Annotated in this window: 14 protein-coding genes and 1 pseudogene; 10 read left to right on the top strand and 5 right to left on the bottom strand. The window is 59.3% G+C overall.

Translation table 11 applies throughout. The features are described from left to right. Positions 1-42: 42 nt before the first annotated feature. Both AC4ANE_RS22460 and AC4ANE_RS22465 read left to right on the top strand, forming a co-directional pair. Positions 43-990, top strand: a complete 948-nt coding sequence (locus AC4ANE_RS22460) for a LysR family transcriptional regulator (RefSeq protein ID WP_002552240.1) — start codon at positions 43-45, stop codon at positions 988-990. Between the two features lie 87 nt (positions 991-1,077). Further along, positions 1,078-2,052: a 2-hydroxyacid dehydrogenase gene (locus AC4ANE_RS22465; protein WP_002552239.1), complete on the top strand. Its 975-nt coding sequence runs from the start codon at positions 1,078-1,080 to the stop codon at positions 2,050-2,052. Between the two features lie 36 nt (positions 2,053-2,088). Here the strand turns inward: AC4ANE_RS22465 and AC4ANE_RS22470 are convergent, their stop codons facing one another. Continuing rightward, positions 2,089-2,991, bottom strand: coding sequence for a DMT family transporter (locus tag AC4ANE_RS22470; RefSeq protein WP_002552238.1), 903 nt, complete (start codon positions 2,989-2,991; stop codon positions 2,089-2,091). A 136-nt stretch (positions 2,992-3,127) separates the two neighbouring features. Between AC4ANE_RS22470 and AC4ANE_RS22475 the strand changes: the two genes are divergently transcribed. Further along, entirely contained in the window at positions 3,128-4,003 is an 876-nt protein-coding gene (locus AC4ANE_RS22475; protein ID WP_002552237.1) for an AraC family transcriptional regulator, read from the top strand. On the opposite strand, the gene AC4ANE_RS22480 is transcribed toward AC4ANE_RS22475, so the two are convergent. The 3 genes from AC4ANE_RS22480 to AC4ANE_RS22490 are packed head-to-tail and all read right to left on the bottom strand — an operon-like array spanning position 3,992 to position 6,230. Beyond that, positions 3,992-4,324, bottom strand: coding sequence for a DUF3325 domain-containing protein (locus AC4ANE_RS22480; protein WP_002552236.1), 333 nt, complete (start codon positions 4,322-4,324; stop codon positions 3,992-3,994). The genes AC4ANE_RS22475 and AC4ANE_RS22480 overlap by 12 nt on opposite strands. Further along, entirely contained in the window at positions 4,324-5,865 is a 1,542-nt protein-coding gene (locus AC4ANE_RS22485; protein WP_031595153.1) for a PepSY-associated TM helix domain-containing protein, read from the bottom strand. Before AC4ANE_RS22485 ends, AC4ANE_RS22480 begins: the two co-directional genes overlap by 1 nt. A 20-nt stretch (positions 5,866-5,885) precedes the next feature. Next, on the bottom strand, positions 5,886-6,230 hold the full coding sequence (locus tag AC4ANE_RS22490) for a DUF3649 domain-containing protein (protein ID WP_031595155.1): 345 nt from the start codon (positions 6,228-6,230) through the stop codon (positions 5,886-5,888). 202 nt (positions 6,231-6,432) lie between these two features. On the opposite strand from AC4ANE_RS22490, the gene AC4ANE_RS22495 reads away from it, so the two are divergent. The 6 genes and pseudogenes from AC4ANE_RS22495 to AC4ANE_RS22520 all read left to right on the top strand — a co-directional run bounded on the left by AC4ANE_RS22495 (position 6,433) and on the right by AC4ANE_RS22520 (position 13,328). Further along, positions 6,433-6,936, top strand: coding sequence for a sigma-70 family RNA polymerase sigma factor (locus tag AC4ANE_RS22495; protein WP_005746036.1), 504 nt, complete (start codon positions 6,433-6,435; stop codon positions 6,934-6,936). After that, positions 6,933-7,911 (top strand): annotated as a pseudogene (locus AC4ANE_RS22500) (FecR domain-containing protein). The gene AC4ANE_RS22495 and the pseudogene AC4ANE_RS22500 overlap by 4 nt, the downstream one beginning before the upstream one ends. Before the next feature lie 433 nt (positions 7,912-8,344). Further along, the gene (gene fecA / locus AC4ANE_RS22505) at positions 8,345-10,693 is read left to right on the top strand and encodes a TonB-dependent Fe(3+) dicitrate receptor FecA (RefSeq protein WP_002552232.1); all 2,349 of its coding nucleotides are present in this window, start codon (positions 8,345-8,347) and stop codon (positions 10,691-10,693) included. A gap of 274 nt (positions 10,694-10,967) precedes the next feature. After that, entirely contained in the window at positions 10,968-11,396 is a 429-nt protein-coding gene (locus tag AC4ANE_RS22510) for an HPF/RaiA family ribosome-associated protein (protein ID WP_002552231.1), read from the top strand. Positions 11,397-12,324: 928 nt separating this feature from the next. Next, a complete protein-coding gene (locus AC4ANE_RS22515; protein ID WP_002552230.1) occupies positions 12,325-12,657 on the top strand; it encodes a DUF3509 domain-containing protein in 333 nt (110 codons plus the stop codon). A 338-nt stretch (positions 12,658-12,995) separates the two neighbouring features. Next, positions 12,996-13,328: a YXWGXW repeat-containing protein gene (locus AC4ANE_RS22520; protein WP_002552229.1), complete on the top strand. Its 333-nt coding sequence runs from the start codon at positions 12,996-12,998 to the stop codon at positions 13,326-13,328. A gap of 59 nt (positions 13,329-13,387) precedes the next feature. Here AC4ANE_RS22520 and AC4ANE_RS22525 read toward each other — a convergent pair whose 3' ends face one another. Beyond that, a complete protein-coding gene (locus tag AC4ANE_RS22525) occupies positions 13,388-13,876 on the bottom strand; it encodes a phosphate-starvation-inducible protein PsiE (RefSeq protein WP_002552228.1) in 489 nt (162 codons plus the stop codon). A 428-nt stretch (positions 13,877-14,304) separates the two neighbouring features. On the opposite strand from AC4ANE_RS22525, the gene AC4ANE_RS22530 reads away from it, so the two are divergent. Continuing rightward, on the top strand, positions 14,305-14,571 hold the full coding sequence (locus AC4ANE_RS22530; protein WP_002552227.1) for a YebG family protein: 267 nt from the start codon (positions 14,305-14,307) through the stop codon (positions 14,569-14,571). The last annotated feature ends 142 nt before the right edge of the window (positions 14,572-14,713 follow it).

The following is a 14,713-nucleotide window of genomic DNA, read 5'->3' on the forward strand; positions in this document are numbered from 1 at the left end:
TTACTTCATGTCACAATTTGCCATCTACTCAGAGAAGTACCCATGGACACCCTGCAAAACATGCGTGCCTTCAGTTGCGTGGCGCAAGCGGGCAGCTTCACTGCTGCCGCCGCCGTGCTGGATACCACCACCGCCAACGTCTCGCGCGCGGTCTCCAACCTTGAAGCACATTTACAGACGCGCCTGCTCAATCGCACCACTCGACGCATTGCTCTCACCGAAGCAGGCAAGCGCTACTTGTTGCGCTGCGAGCAGATTCTGGCCTCGGTCGAAGAGGCAGAAGCCGAAGCCAGCGACGCGCATGCCCGCCCCGCCGGGCAACTAAAGGTGCATTCGATGCCCGGCGTCGGCCAGCATTACGTGATCGACGCCATCGCCCGTTATCGCCGCAACCACCCTGATGTCGCGTTCGACCTGACCATGACCCACCGCGTGCCGGACTTGCTGGAAGAAGGCTATGACGTGTCGATCGTGCTGGCCAGCGAACTGGCAGACTCGGGCTTTGTGTCTCAGCGGCTGGGCATTACCTACAGCATCGTGTGTGCATCGCCCGAGTACGTCAAAACCTTCGGTATGGCACACAAGCCTGCCGACCTGCTGAATCATGCGTGTCTGCGCCTGGTCAGCCCGGTGTTCCCGCTGGACAAATGGCTGTTCGATGGCCCGGAAGGTCAGGAGATGGTCACCATCAACAGCTCGCCGCTGCTGGTCAACTCTGCGGATGCGATGAAGACTGCGATTTCCAGCGGCATGGGGATTGGCATTCTGCCGATCTACTCGGCGATCGAGGGGCTGCGCAACGGCACACTGGTGCGCGTATTGTCCGATTACCGCTCGCAGGAGCTGAACCTGTATGCCATCTATCCGTCACGCCAGTATCTGGATGCCAAGATCAGAACCTGGGTCGAATACCTGCGAGGTTCCCTGCCGGAAATTCTCGCGGCCGATGAAGCGGATCTGCATGTGCAGGCACTCAAGTCCTCGTTCTGACATCGTACAACTGTAAAAAGCGGCTGCCAAAGAGCGGAGAGGAATGTTAGCGTGCTACTCATTCAACCGCTCAAGAGTGAATGCCCAATGAAAAAAACCGTACTCGCCTTCAGCCGTGTTACTCCAGAAATGGCCGAGCGCCTGGCGCAAGACTTCAACGTGATCGTGCCCAACCCCAAGCTGGGCGACATCAACGCCCAGTTTGATAAGGCCTTGCCTGAATCCCACGGGCTGATCGGCTCCGGCCGCAAGCTGGGTCGCGAGCAGCTGCAAAACGCAGCGAAACTGGAAGTGGTTTCCAGCATCTCGGTGGGCTACGACAACTACGATGTCGACTACCTGAGCGAGCGCGGCATTCTGCTCACCAATACGCCGGATGTACTGACCGAGAGCACCGCCGACCTGGGCTTCTCGCTGATCATGAGCAGCGCCCGGCGCGTCGCCGAACTGGACGCCTACACCAAGGCCGGACAGTGGACACGCAGTATCGAGCCTCCGCACTTCGGCACCGACGTGCACGGCAAGACGCTGGGCATCGTCGGCATGGGCAATATCGGCGCAGCCATCGCCCGCCGTGGTCGTCTGGGCTTCAACATGCCGATCCTGTACAGCGGCAACAGCCGCAAGACCGAACTTGAACAGGAACTGGGCGCACAGTTTCGCAGCCTGGACCAACTGCTGGCCGAAGCGGATTTCGTCTGCCTGGTAGTGCCACTGAGCGAAAAGACCAAACATTTGATCGGCCGTCGCGAGTTGAGCCTGATGAAGCCCGGCGCCATCCTGATCAACATCGCCCGTGGCCCGATTGTCGACGAGCCTGCGCTGATCGAAGCCCTGCAGAACGGCACCATTCGCGGTGCCGGTCTGGACGTCTATGAAAAAGAACCGCTGAAAGAATCGCCGCTGTTCCAGCTCAAGAACGCCGTCACCCTGCCGCATATCGGCTCAGCCACCACCGAAACCCGTCAGGCGATGGCCGACCGCGCCTACCACAACTTGCGCAACGCGTTGCTGGGCGAGCGGCCGCAGGACCTGGTCAATCCGCAGGTGTGGAAGGGCTAAGGCGTTTCTGCTCTATAACCGAGTATGAACATCGACTCAGGCCAGTTTGCCGCCGACCAGGACGGCAACCGGCCTGGTCTTCCTGAACACCAGCACATTGCCCGCCATCACCAGCACAAGCCCGAGCAAGGCAGCCACGGTCCACTGGTAGCCTTCGACCCACGTCGAGATGTTCAGCGCCACAATCGGGAACAGCACAGTGCAATAAGCTGCGCGTTCCGGCCCCATGCGCCCGACCAGGGTCAGGTAGGCGGTGAACGCAATCACCGAGCCGGGAATAACCAGAAACAGCAGTGAGCCTACGTAACGCGTGTTCCATTCGAAGGTGAACGGCGTGCCGTTCAGCAGGCAGTAGAGCCCCAGTATCGTCGCCCCGTAGAACATTCCCCACGCATTGGTGGTCAGCGGACGCAGGCCGGCTTTCTGTTGCAGGCTCGACAGCATGTTGCCCGCCGAGAAGCACAGCGTGCCCAGCAGGGCCAGGCCCAGACCGATCAGGGTCTCGCGGCTGGCGCTGTGCCCGGACAGCTCGGGCCAGAACAGACACGCCAGACCGATCAGGCCCATGGCACCACCGGCCATAACATTACCGGCGATTTTCTGGCGAAAGAATACCCGCGCATTCAGCGCATTCCACAGCGTCGAAGTCGAGAACACCACCGCGATCAAGCCGCTGGGTATCCATTGGCTGGCCGTGTAGAAACACATGAAGTTGACGCAGAACAGGCACACACCTTGCGCCAGACAGATCAACTGGCCGCGACGATTGACCGGTTGCAAGCGCTTTGTCAGCAGCAGGAATGCAAACAGCACCAGGGCCGCCAGCGCGAAGCGATAGACGATCGATACCGGAATCGCGACATCGCCGAGTTGAAGTTTCAGGGCGATCCAGGTCGTACCCCAGATCAGCACAGTCAGCAGATAAAGCGAAATGTTCATGGTGCAGGCTCCTTGATGAGCCATCAGTCTGCTGCGTGCCGTTCTGCCAGCGCTTGCACAATCTTGCGCATTTGCGTCAGGCGCTACTGGCAGCGGCGTCGCCAGCGAGTAGGATACAAATCCTAGAGGAATCGTCATGCCCGCCATTGAATCCATCCAGGTCTTTCAGGCCCTGAACAGTTCACCCAATGCCAATCTGGAGCAGAGCGCGCCGCTGGGCGACGGGTTGGTGGCGGCGTTGTGGAACAATCGGCATGACTCGCAGGAATATCACGCACCGACCCACCACACGCTGTCGTGCTATATCGAGGACGGCACCGGGACCTTTCGGCGCGGCAGACCCGACCAGAAGGGTGCGCCGGGCAAGCTGTGCATCTTGCCTGCCGGTCATGAGTCCGCCTGGGTGGTAAACGGCGAGATCCGTCTGGCGCATCTGTATTTCAGCCCGGAACAGTTTGCGCTGGGCTGCGTGACACTACTGGATCGCGAGCCGCGTGAGATGCAACTGCGGGAAAACACCTTTCTGGAAGACCCCGCACAAGCAGCACGCTTCCGGCAGTTGATTCGCCTGAACTGGGCAGAGCCCGGCGAGCGTCTGCTGACCAGCAGCCTGGCGCACGAGATGGTCAGCCATGCGTTGCTCAGTCAAGTAGGGTTGCGCGAGGGGTTGCGCCTGAAAGGCGGCCTGGCACCACACCTGCGACGGCATCTGGTGGACTTCATCGAAATGCACCTCGCCGATCCACTGAGCCTCGGTCAACTGGCTGGCATGTGCGCGCTGTCGGAATACCACTTCGCGCGAATGTTTCGCGAAAGCTTCGGCTTGCCGCCACACCAGTACTTATTGGCGCGACGTATCGAACAGGCTCGCCAGTTGTTGCGCAGCACCGGCAAGCCATTAGGCGAGATAGCGCTGGCCTGCGGCTTTGCCAGCGCCAGCCATTTCAGCAATCGGTTTCGCCAGGCCGTGGGCGCCACACCGGGCGAATACCGGCTGGCGTTAGGCCAATAATTGACTCACGGCTGCCAACGGGCTGAGCAGCACGCCGCATCCTGCCAGCGCCAGCACCCAACGCGGCCGGAACGGCAGCAACGCAACCAGCAACACTGCACTGCTCATCAATGCGGCGAACCAGTGCACCGTGCCCATCATCCAGCCATCAGCCTGAACCGCCGCCCATGACGACAACAGCAGCGCGCCCCAGCCAACCAGCTTGAGCGCCCGACGCCGCTGTTCGGTAAACGGCCCCTTGAGCAGTTCGCTGTAATGGCGCGCCATGGACAGGCACAGGCAGGTAAACCCTACGTAGCACAGCAAGGCAGCCAACAGCATCAGTGGCTCTCCCGAGGTGTGGGCTGCAAGGCAACGCCGGATGTTTTACGGGCGGGTACAGCCTTGAACTTCAGTGCCGCACAGCCAAGGAACAGCCCGGTGACCAGCGCCGTCAGGTCAAAGGCCGTCATTACCCAGCTTCCCGACATCAGCGAACCCAGCAGATAGCGGCCGCTGGTCAGCAGATCGAGCAGCGGCAGCCCGGCAAACAGCACCGCGCCCAGCCCCAGCTGTTCGCGCCATGCGCTGCGCCCTTTGCGCACCAGGGCGTGCACCACTGACAACGCCCAGCATGTGAAGAACACGCTGACTTCCCAATCGGCACGCCCGGTGAACCCCGAAGGCAGCAGACGATTGGCCCAGAAGAAGCTGGCCACGGCAATCATCAACCCGGACATGCTGGCGATGTTCAGCACTTCCACCAGGCGCAACTCCAGTGGCAGCACGCCGTTTTTGGCGTGTTTGAGCTGACGCTTGCCCAGCCACATCACCAGCCCGGTGCCGATCATTGCGGTTCCGGCGACACCGAAAATGAAGTACATCCAGCGCAGCAGCGGCTCGGCAAAATGGCCTACATGCAGACCGTACATCCCGCTGGAGATCAGCAGCGCAACGGGGCGCTCGGGTACTTCGTTCAGCAACGCGCCGCTGGCCCCGCTGAACGTCAGCGCGCCGCCCCGATCCGGCACGATGCTGCCCTTGTCATCACGCGTCAGCAGAACCGTGGCGGTGCTGTCGTCCGGATTATTGACGATCACCCGACCCACCTGCCCGCTGTCCCACTTCGCGTTCGCCGCATTGACCAACGGCGCAAGTGCCACCAGCGGCGCAGGTTTGCCTTCTCGCTTGAGCATTTCCGGGGTCGGATAGGCTTCGCGGTAGAACGCCTGAACCGTGTCGTACTGGCTGAGGATGCTCGCGGGCATCACCATCGACATGAAGATCACCAGACTGCTGTAAGTGATCATCAGATGGAACGGCAACACCAGCACGCCAAGCGCGTTATGCCCATCCAGCCAGGAACGCTGGCCCTTGCGTGGACGAAACGTGAAGAATTCCTTGAAGACTTTTTTGTGAATGATGATGCCGGTGATCAACGCAACGAACATCACCATCGCGGCGCTCGTCGCCAGCCAGCGCCCCCAGGGATAAGGCATCTGCAGTTGATAGTGAAAACGGTAGAAGAAATCACCGCCGCGCGTGTCTCGTGCCTGCACCTCGCTGCCGGTTTGCGGGTCGAGCAGCTTGCGCACGAAGTTATTGCGCTGGCCCTGCTTGCCTTCGGGCAGCCAGCCAACCGTCAGGCCCGGCGTGCGCTCGTCCGGCAGACTGATGAACCAGCGCGTAGCCCCGGCGGCGTGGCTTTGCAGATAATCCTGAGCCCGCTGCACGCTGGCACCGGCATCCAGAGCGCGCACCGGAATTTCCGGCTGCATCCACTGGGTAATCTCATCCTTGAAGTAGGAAAGCGTGCCGGTCAGAAAAATAGCGAACAACAGCCAGCCGAACAGTAAGCCTACCCAAGTGTGCAACCAGGCCATCGACTGACGAAAACCCTCTTTCACAATAGCCACCGACCGCAGGCGCAGGCAGCCGCCAGCAATGCGCACGGCGCCAGCACTCCGACCCAGGCCTGCAACGCCGTGCGACAGGCAAAACACCAGAGCACCGCGGCCAGATAAACCAGAAAGGACAGCATCATACCGGTCACCACTGCTTCGGCGCGGGGGATGGGCAGCCACTGCGCGACGCAGATGCTGACCACTGACGCAAGCAGATAACCGGCAAACACGGCTGCCAGCGCCCGCGAGGTAACGGCAAGCCGATAAGCAACCGTCAGGCCCTTGCTTCTGACTTTCGCCATGCGTTTTTCCGGCAGCGAACCGTTTGCGGTGGTGACATCCATCAAAGGGTCTTCATTGATTCGTGAAACCTGGGAAGCCGGATCACCAGCCTTCGGGAAGAGGCCGCGATGAATGCCAGCTGTTTGCGCCATTCGTCCCTGAACAGGACAAATGAACCGCAATATTAATGATAAATATTCTCATACGCAAAAGAGTCTGCCAGAATCCACGCCATCAACGAGTCCCCGTGGATTGTTCCCTGTGATGCCCATCGCCCACTCCGCTCTCAATCACACTGTCGAAAGCCTGTACAGGGCACACAACACCTGGCTGACGACCTGGTTGCGGCGCAGGCTCGGCTGCCCACACAGCGCAGCGGATCTGGCCCAGGACACCTTCATCAAGGTATTGGGCGCACGCGATACGCCGCAGATCATCGAGCCTCGCGCCTTTCTGACGACGATTGCCAAACGTGTGTTGTGCAATCACTACCGGCGTCAGGACCTGGAGCACGCCTACTATCAGGCGCTGGCTGAGCTGCCGGAATGCGTGGCACCTTCGGAAGAAGAGCGGGCGATCATTCTCGAAACCCTGGTGGAACTCGATCAACTGCTGGACGGCCTGCCGGTGCTGGTCAAGCGGGCGTTCCTGATGTCGCAGGTCGACGGGTTGAGCCACGGCCAGATTGCCGCCGAACTGGGCATCTCCATCGCAACGGTCAAGCGCCATCTGAACAAGGCCGCATTGCGCTGCTATTTCGCCTTATGAACCCGAGCAACGAGTCCTTGAACAAATCCGACATCTCGCCTGGCGTGGCGCAGCAAGCGGTCGGCTGGCTTCTGGAAATGCAGGAAGGCACGCTGGATGCGCGTCGTCAGCAGGCCTGGCAGCTCTGGCTCAATGGCAACGCTGAACATCAGCGGGCCTGGGCGCACATGCAGCGGGTCAACCAGCGCCTCAGCGGGCTGTCCTCGCCGCTGGCGCATGCGGCACTCAATGCGCCGAAATCCGCCAGCCGTCGGCACGCTCTGAAACTGCTGTTGTTGCTCGGCGCAGGCTCGGCAGCGGGCTGGAGCCTGCGCGAGCAGATCGCCCTGCAACCCTTGCTGGCTGACTACAACAGTGGCGTTGGCGAGCAGCGCAAGGTGGCATTGAGCGATGGCAGTCAGGTGCAGTTGAATACGGCCAGCGCGGTCGATGTGCGTTTCGATGCACAGCAGCGCCTGATCAAGCTATTACAGGGCGAAATCCTTATCAGCGCCTCGGCGGACAGCCGCCCGCTGAGCCTGCTGAGCACCGAAGGCACGGTCAGGGCGTCGACGGGGGCCAGCCGTTTCAACCTGCGCCAGCTGGACGGGCGCACGCAATTGGCGGTGTTTGCCGGAGCCCTTGAAATAGCCCCGCTCGGCAGGAGCGGTCCGGGTTTGATGCTGCGGGCCAGCCAGCAAGCGACCTTCAGTCGTGACGCCTGGGACAGCGTGAAACCGATAGATGCGGGCAGTGGCGCGTGGGCGGACGGGATGCTGGTGGCGTCGCGCATGAAGCTCTCCGACTTCCTTGCGGAGCTGGGTCGCTATCGACGCGGTCGTTTGAACTGCGACGCGAAAGTGGCCAACCTGTTGATCTCCGGCAGCTATCCGCTGGCCGACAGCGAGCGCATCCTCGACATGCTGGAACTCGCCCTCCCTGTGCATGTACAACGCTTCACCCGGTATTGGGTGAAGCGTGCAGGCGCGGGTTTGATCGTGATTACCCGTTTATACGCTCAGCGCTCATGGTGACACAGTCGTCCTGGAGAGCCCGGAAGACGGGACTGAAACTCCGCTGACTATCGTTCCCACGCTCCGCGTGGTAATGCAGTTCGTGACGCTCCGCGTCACACAACTCTGCGATTCAGTGAGATTTCGGCTCGACTCAAGTCACCTTTTCGCCCCTCGGCGAGTTACTTTGAAGGGGCCAAAGTAACCAAAGCCCCTCGCTCCTGTTTCCGGCCCGACTTCGTCGGGTTCCTTCGCCCTGTCACTGATCCGGGGGTCGCCAAACGCATCACCACGCGAGGCGCGGGTACGATAATCAAACCCGGAAAAAATAATTTCAAAACCCGTGAGCCGTTTTCTGTTGCTCGCGTGACAGACAGGGAAAGCATTTCTCAACCTTCCGGTCAAAGGACTCCTGCATGTCACCCCGCCCTACTCAACTTTCACCGCTGGTGCGTACGTTGCGCCATGTCATTTTCGGTGCCAGCCTTTCGGTCGGCAGTCTGTCGATGGCGCAGGCTGCCGAGGTGGCACCCAAGGCGTATCACATTGCGCCAAGCGAGCTTGAAGCTGCGCTGAGCCAGTTCGGTCGAGAGTCCGGCGTGTTGATTTCCTACGGTTCGCAAATCACCAGCGGTCTGAAGAGCCGTGGTCTGGAAGGTCAGTACACGCCCGAGCAGGGCCTCAATGCGTTGCTCGAAGGGACGGGGCTGCAGGCCCTGGCCGACGGCAATAACGGCTTCACCCTGCAACCGGTCAATGCTGCTGGCGCGCCTATCGAGCTGGGTGTGTCCACCGTGGTCGGCGACTGGCTGGGTGCCGCGCAGCAGACCAACGTTTTCGAACACCCCGGCGCACGTGATGTGATCCGTCGTGAAGAATTCGAGCGTGTCGGCGCAACCTCGGCGCGTGAAGTGCTCAATCGCATCCCGGGCGTCAACGCCCCGGACAACAACGGCACCGGCAGCCACGACATGGCGCTTAACTTCGGCATTCGTGGCCTCAACCCGCGTCTGGCGTCACGCTCCACCGTATTGATGGACGGCATCCCGGTGCCGTTCGCACCTTATGGTCAACCGCAGCTGTCCTTCGCGCCGATCAGCATGGGCAACATGGACGCGGTCGACGTGGTGCGTGGCGGTGGTGCTGTGCGTTACGGCCCGCAGAACGTGGGTGGTATCGTCAATTTCGTGACCCGTGCCATCCCTGACACACCCACCCTCAAAGGCGGCATACAGACCGAAACCAGCCCGTCGTCCAGCCACGATGGCTTCAAGACCACCGGCAACCTGCTGGCAGGCGGCACGGCGGACAATGGTCTGGGCGGCGCGATTCTGTATTCCGGCGTACGCGGCGGTGACTGGCGCGAGCACAGCGATACCCAGATCGACGACTTGATCCTCAAGGGCAAATACCAGATCGACGAAGCCAACAGCCTCAATGCCATGGCGCAGTATTACGATGGCGAAGCGCAGATGCCCGGCGGCCTGAACGTCAGGGATTACGATGCCGATCCGTACCAGTCGACGCGTCTGAAGGACAAGTTCTGGGGCCGTCGCACCATGTTCAACTTCGGCTACCGCTATGAAGAGGATGCCCGCGTCTTCACCGCCAACACGTTCTTCACCAAAACCCTGCGCAGCGGCTATCTGGATCAGGGCAGCTTCGTTTCCCTGTCGCCCCGCGAATATTGGGTACGCGGTCTGGAAACGCGCTTCTCGCAAGGCTTTGCACTGGGCGAGACCTGGCATGAAGTGGGCGTCGGCTACCGCTACATCAACGAAGCCGGTCACGAACTGCGCTATCGCGAACCGGTGACCGGCAACCTGCCGACTACCGCCAGCCGCAACGACCGTGACACCCGCGGCGCGACTGAAGCGCATGCGTTCTACATCGATGACCGTATCGACATCGGCAAGTGGACCATCACGCCCGGCGTTCGCTACGAGATGATCGACACCGCGCAGAACAACAATCTGACCAACGCCCGCTATCAAGGCGACTACAGCACCGCACTGCCAGCGCTGAATGTGCTTTACCACCTGACCGACACCTGGAACCTGTACGCCAACACCGAAGGCTCGTTCGGCAGCGTGCAGTACAGCCAGATGCCTAACCGCGTTACCGGCGATGAAGTCAAACCGGAAAAAGCCCGCACCTGGGAGCTCGGCACGCGCTATGACAACGGCAACCTGCGAGCCGAGATCGGTGCATTCCTGATCAACTTCGATAACCAGTACGACAGCAATCAGACCAACGACACCGTGATTGCACGCGGCGAGACTCGTCATCAGGGGATCGAGACCAGCGTCAACTATGCGCTGGAAGGCCTGAGCCCGGTATTGGCCGGTTACGATGTCTACGCGAGCTACGCTTTCGTTGACGCGACAATCCGTGAAGACGGCCCGAACAAAGGCAACCGTGTGCCGTTCTCGTCAAAACACAAAGGAACGATGGGCGTCAGCTACACCGAAGGGCCGTGGAAGCTGAATTTTGACAGTTCTTTCCAGAGCGACCAGTTCGCCGACAACGCCAACACAGCGGCTGAGAGCGCCGATGGCAGCACTGGCAAGATCCCTGGGTACATGCTGTTCAGCACCCGCGCCAACTACGATTTCGGCCCGCAATTGTCGGACCTCAACGTAGCGGTCGGGATGAAGAACATCTTCAACCGCCAGTACTACACCCGCTCGTTCGACGACAACAACCGTGGCAAATACGTCGGCGAACCGCGCACGGTGTACGTACAGACGTCAGTCGCATTCTAGTTCCAGGACGCCAGAGCGTGAGAGAAGTGTTCTCCCGGATACCTCTCGTTCCTCACGCTCTGCGTGGGGATGCCGTTCTGGACGCTCTGCGTCCGCTCCTGATTCTCAGCCTTGAATCAGGGCGGCCATTTTTTGCTGCGAAATATTTCTTACATATTGGGGTTGAATTGTCAGGCCATTGCCGCCAACACTGTGAATGAGCGCAAACGAAATCGATTCCGCAAGGAATCACGTAGTCCAGCCTCGCACGAGCAAGCCCTAATAAGGATTAACTATGCAAATCCAGGTCAATAGCGATAATCACATCGAAAGCAGTATCCGACTGGAGGAGTGGGTTCGTACCACCGTTGAAAGCACGCTCGAACACTACGATGAAAACCTGACCCGCGTGGAAGTCCACATCCGCGACGAAAACGGCGACAAGCCTGGCCCGCACGACATCAAGTGCCAGATGGAAGCTCGCCCCAAAGGACACCAACCTATTTCTGTTTCCCACAAGGCCGATACGGTAGATCAGGCTGTGGATGGCGCTGCTGTAAAACTCGATCACGCCCTCGAGCATCTGTTTGGCAAGCTGCGCGGCAAACGAGGTGCCGCACCGATTATCGCCGAACAGGATGAAGATCCGGTCAGCCCGGACGCGCTGCTCGAAGAAGAATTTCTGGAAAAAGAGCAGGAGAAAGAAGCCGCTCGTCTGACCTGATGTTCCACTGACACGTTTTGCAAAAAAAGGGCGAACCGGCAGCGGTTCGCCCTTTTTGCTTGCCATGCATTGTTCCCCATGAGTGGGCAAGCGCACGCTCCACGCACGCCGACAATCTGTCGACCAGCGTGCCCTACACGCGGTTGTGCCCCAATCAATGCGCACCACAAATGCTCGCTGCACAGCTTTGGCCACCTTGCACCATCGCTCGCCTCGCAGCCATCTCGATCGCCGGCTGCCGTCCATCGAATTTAACATTCAGCACCGGGCAGCCCGAGCGCTGCATCTGACAGCCATCGGCGAGCAAAAAATCAAGCCGCTCGCCTACATGAGCAGTCGGCTCAGCCCTTCATGCCGACAAGCGTTCAACACTCATCCCGCCGCTCTGCAGCAAGACGGTCAACGTCAGGACCTGGACAGCAGGCGAGTACGGTTTCGACCCGTCTTTACGAATCTCTGACGCCAGAATTCGGTTGTCGGAGTGTCAGACAATCACTCGAAAAAGTCGTACGCAAACTGCAGTCGCGAAAGGAGCAGGCCATATCCGGGAAGTGTTCTCCTCCCCTTTTCGAGAGCACGTTTGCCGGCCGGATCGACCGGTTCGCATTGCAGCAGAGTAAGCCGTGAAGCAACTGCAATGGGCTCCCGTTCAGCGGCCTCTCGCGCATCACCCCTGCAATATGGCCCGAACCATGCAGTGTCCTGTAGTACGCGCTACGAGGCTGGCCATCAGGACGGCCACCTCCAGGCGCGGACTCACGCCGTGGGTGCGTTAAAGCGTCTTAAACGACACCTCTCATCAACGCGAAAGACGACAGCAAACCTGTCAGCAGCAAGCGAAGGAGTAACGCAACCGCTGATCAGTCGTCGAGAACCAAAAGGACTATTACCCGGTCAACTTACGCAGACCATTTAGCAGGTGAATGATATGGACAATCCTTTTCAGATGATCACGGATACTTTTCACCCCGACTATCGGGTGAATCTGAGCATTCAAGGGCTGGACGGCAGCATCATGCTGACCCTGTCCAACGAATGCGGAGTCGTTGCCAAGCGTCTGATCAGCGCAGCGCAACGCAATGACCCGCAACGCCTGCGCAAGCTTATAGAAAGCGTGCAATTCGGCATCGCCATCGAGCGTGGCGAAAGCGCGATCAAGATTCTTGCAGCGATGACCGACGGTGCCACGCTGAAAAAAACACCCGGTCCGGCCAATGGTCTGTGGTCGCAGAGTCAGGCTGCGGTGAATGCCGGGGTTTGACGGGGGGTCTCTTCTTCCGGTTCAGTGCCTTAGATGGCGCTGAATCGGTATGGAATTTATTGATGCCGTTTTTTATCAGATACATTCACTGAGTATCTTCAGCAGCGTATATCGCGGTCGCCTGGTCGCCAATTTCAAAAAAAATCCCATACTCGACACGCCCCTTGAAGCAGCTTGCAACGACTGAAAAATCGGGCAATTCGCCATCAATCTCCCTCCCGCCTCTTCAGCAAAAGTACAGATACATCCTGATACAACAACTCTTGCGCAGAAACATTCGAGCGACTGGGCACTGCGTTCAGCGCCACTGCACCTGCGGATGATTCCGAGGAGGCAACATGTTCTTAAGGTATGGGGTATTGATCGCATCACTTGCGATAGCGTCAGGCTGTGTCGAAGAGCGGGTAGTCCATGAGCGACCACACGTACATCACGAATACGTCGAAGAAGTCATCGCCCCGCAACCACCCCCTGAGCGGGTAATCGAAGTAGAACCAGCGCCTCGTCCCGGCTACATCTGGGCGCGCGGTTACTGGCACTGGAACGGGCAGCGTTTCGTGCCGGTTCATGGTCACTGGGAGGCGGAACGACCTGGCTACCACTACGTGCATCCGCACTGGGAAAGCGCCGGAGACGGCTGGCACTGGCATGCCGGTGTGTGGCTTAACTGACAAGCGACTTCCATGCAACACGCTGGCGGCATCGATCACCGATGCCGCGAGTGTCTCGATCAGATCTCGCCCTTCTCCTCCGTCACCGCGCCTTTGACCGCGCTGGACGAATCGGGAATCTTCGCCGACGGGTATTTGTAAGACGCGTAGCGCACCACCAGAATTGCAAACGCCAGCAGCAGAATGCCGCCACACAGGTAGATGATGCCGATGTCCGGCGGGTTGTGGTGGGACACGTCGGAAATCAGCAGGCGGGTCAGTGCAGTGATCGCAACGTAGATCAGGAAGCGCACGGGCATGTGGTTGGTCTTGAAATAAATCCCGGTCATCGCCCCCAGTTCCAGGTAGATGAACAGCAGCAGGATGTCATCGACCGTGACGTTGCCTTTCTCGACCATGCCCAGGAACGCAACCACTGACGCCCAGGCAGTGATCGCGCCAATCGCGAACAGCGCCAGAAAGTGAAAGCTCTCGACGCAGAGATTACCCAGTGACTCGGCCTGGCCATGCACGCGGTGTCTTATCTTTACTGCCCATTTGTTTCCCATGACGCTCTACCTCTGAACCTTCGTTTATGCCGACCGGATGACGCCGGGTACTCGTGACACCTTTGTGGCCTGCTTTTTAAAGCAGGAACAGGGCCATAGGCTATGGTTGAGAGCGCGACGGGTTGTCGCAAGGCACATTTGCGGCGCAAAAAAGATGCTTAAACGCCACTATTCAGAGAGGGGTTGATTGGTGCAGCCTTTTTACTGTATAAAAACACAGTAATCAAGAAATCACCTTCAACGCCGATGCGTCGGAGAGCGGCCTTCATGCAGACCCTCATTTGGATATGCATGCAGCGCCCCGCTACACCTGACCGGCATGCTGGTCTTGCAGGATCACTGCTTTTGCATACCCGCTGGTCAGAGCGTGAAGCGCTGAACGTCCGGGTCTAGCCCCTTTCAACACTGGATAACACGACGAGGCCAAAATGGCTGTTGAAACCCTTTACCGCAGCACCCGCGATCTGGAGACTACTTTCGTGGACCGTAAACTCGCCGATGCGCACGATCAAATGCTTGAGCTGGCCGAGCTTCTCACCGACGTCCTGATCAAGAACGTGCCGGGCATCTCGGAGAAGCATGCAGAGGATGCGAGTATCTACATGGCGAAAAATCGCGCCGTCTTTGCCGCCGCCTTCAAAAACAACGCGACTGCACTCAGTGAGCTGTCGGAGCCTGCCGAGTCAGAAGACTGATTGCGTTCTGCACTGCGACCCCTCATCCGGAGGGGTTCGCTAATCATTCTCATTTAATAACTGGGCAACTGCCCGCATTGCTGCTACAACTCAATAGTGCAGCTCACCTAACTTTAGCGGTATGTAAGCTATTCCTTAACAT

The sequence above is a fragment of the Pseudomonas sp. Pme6b genome, from assembly GCF_058129925.1.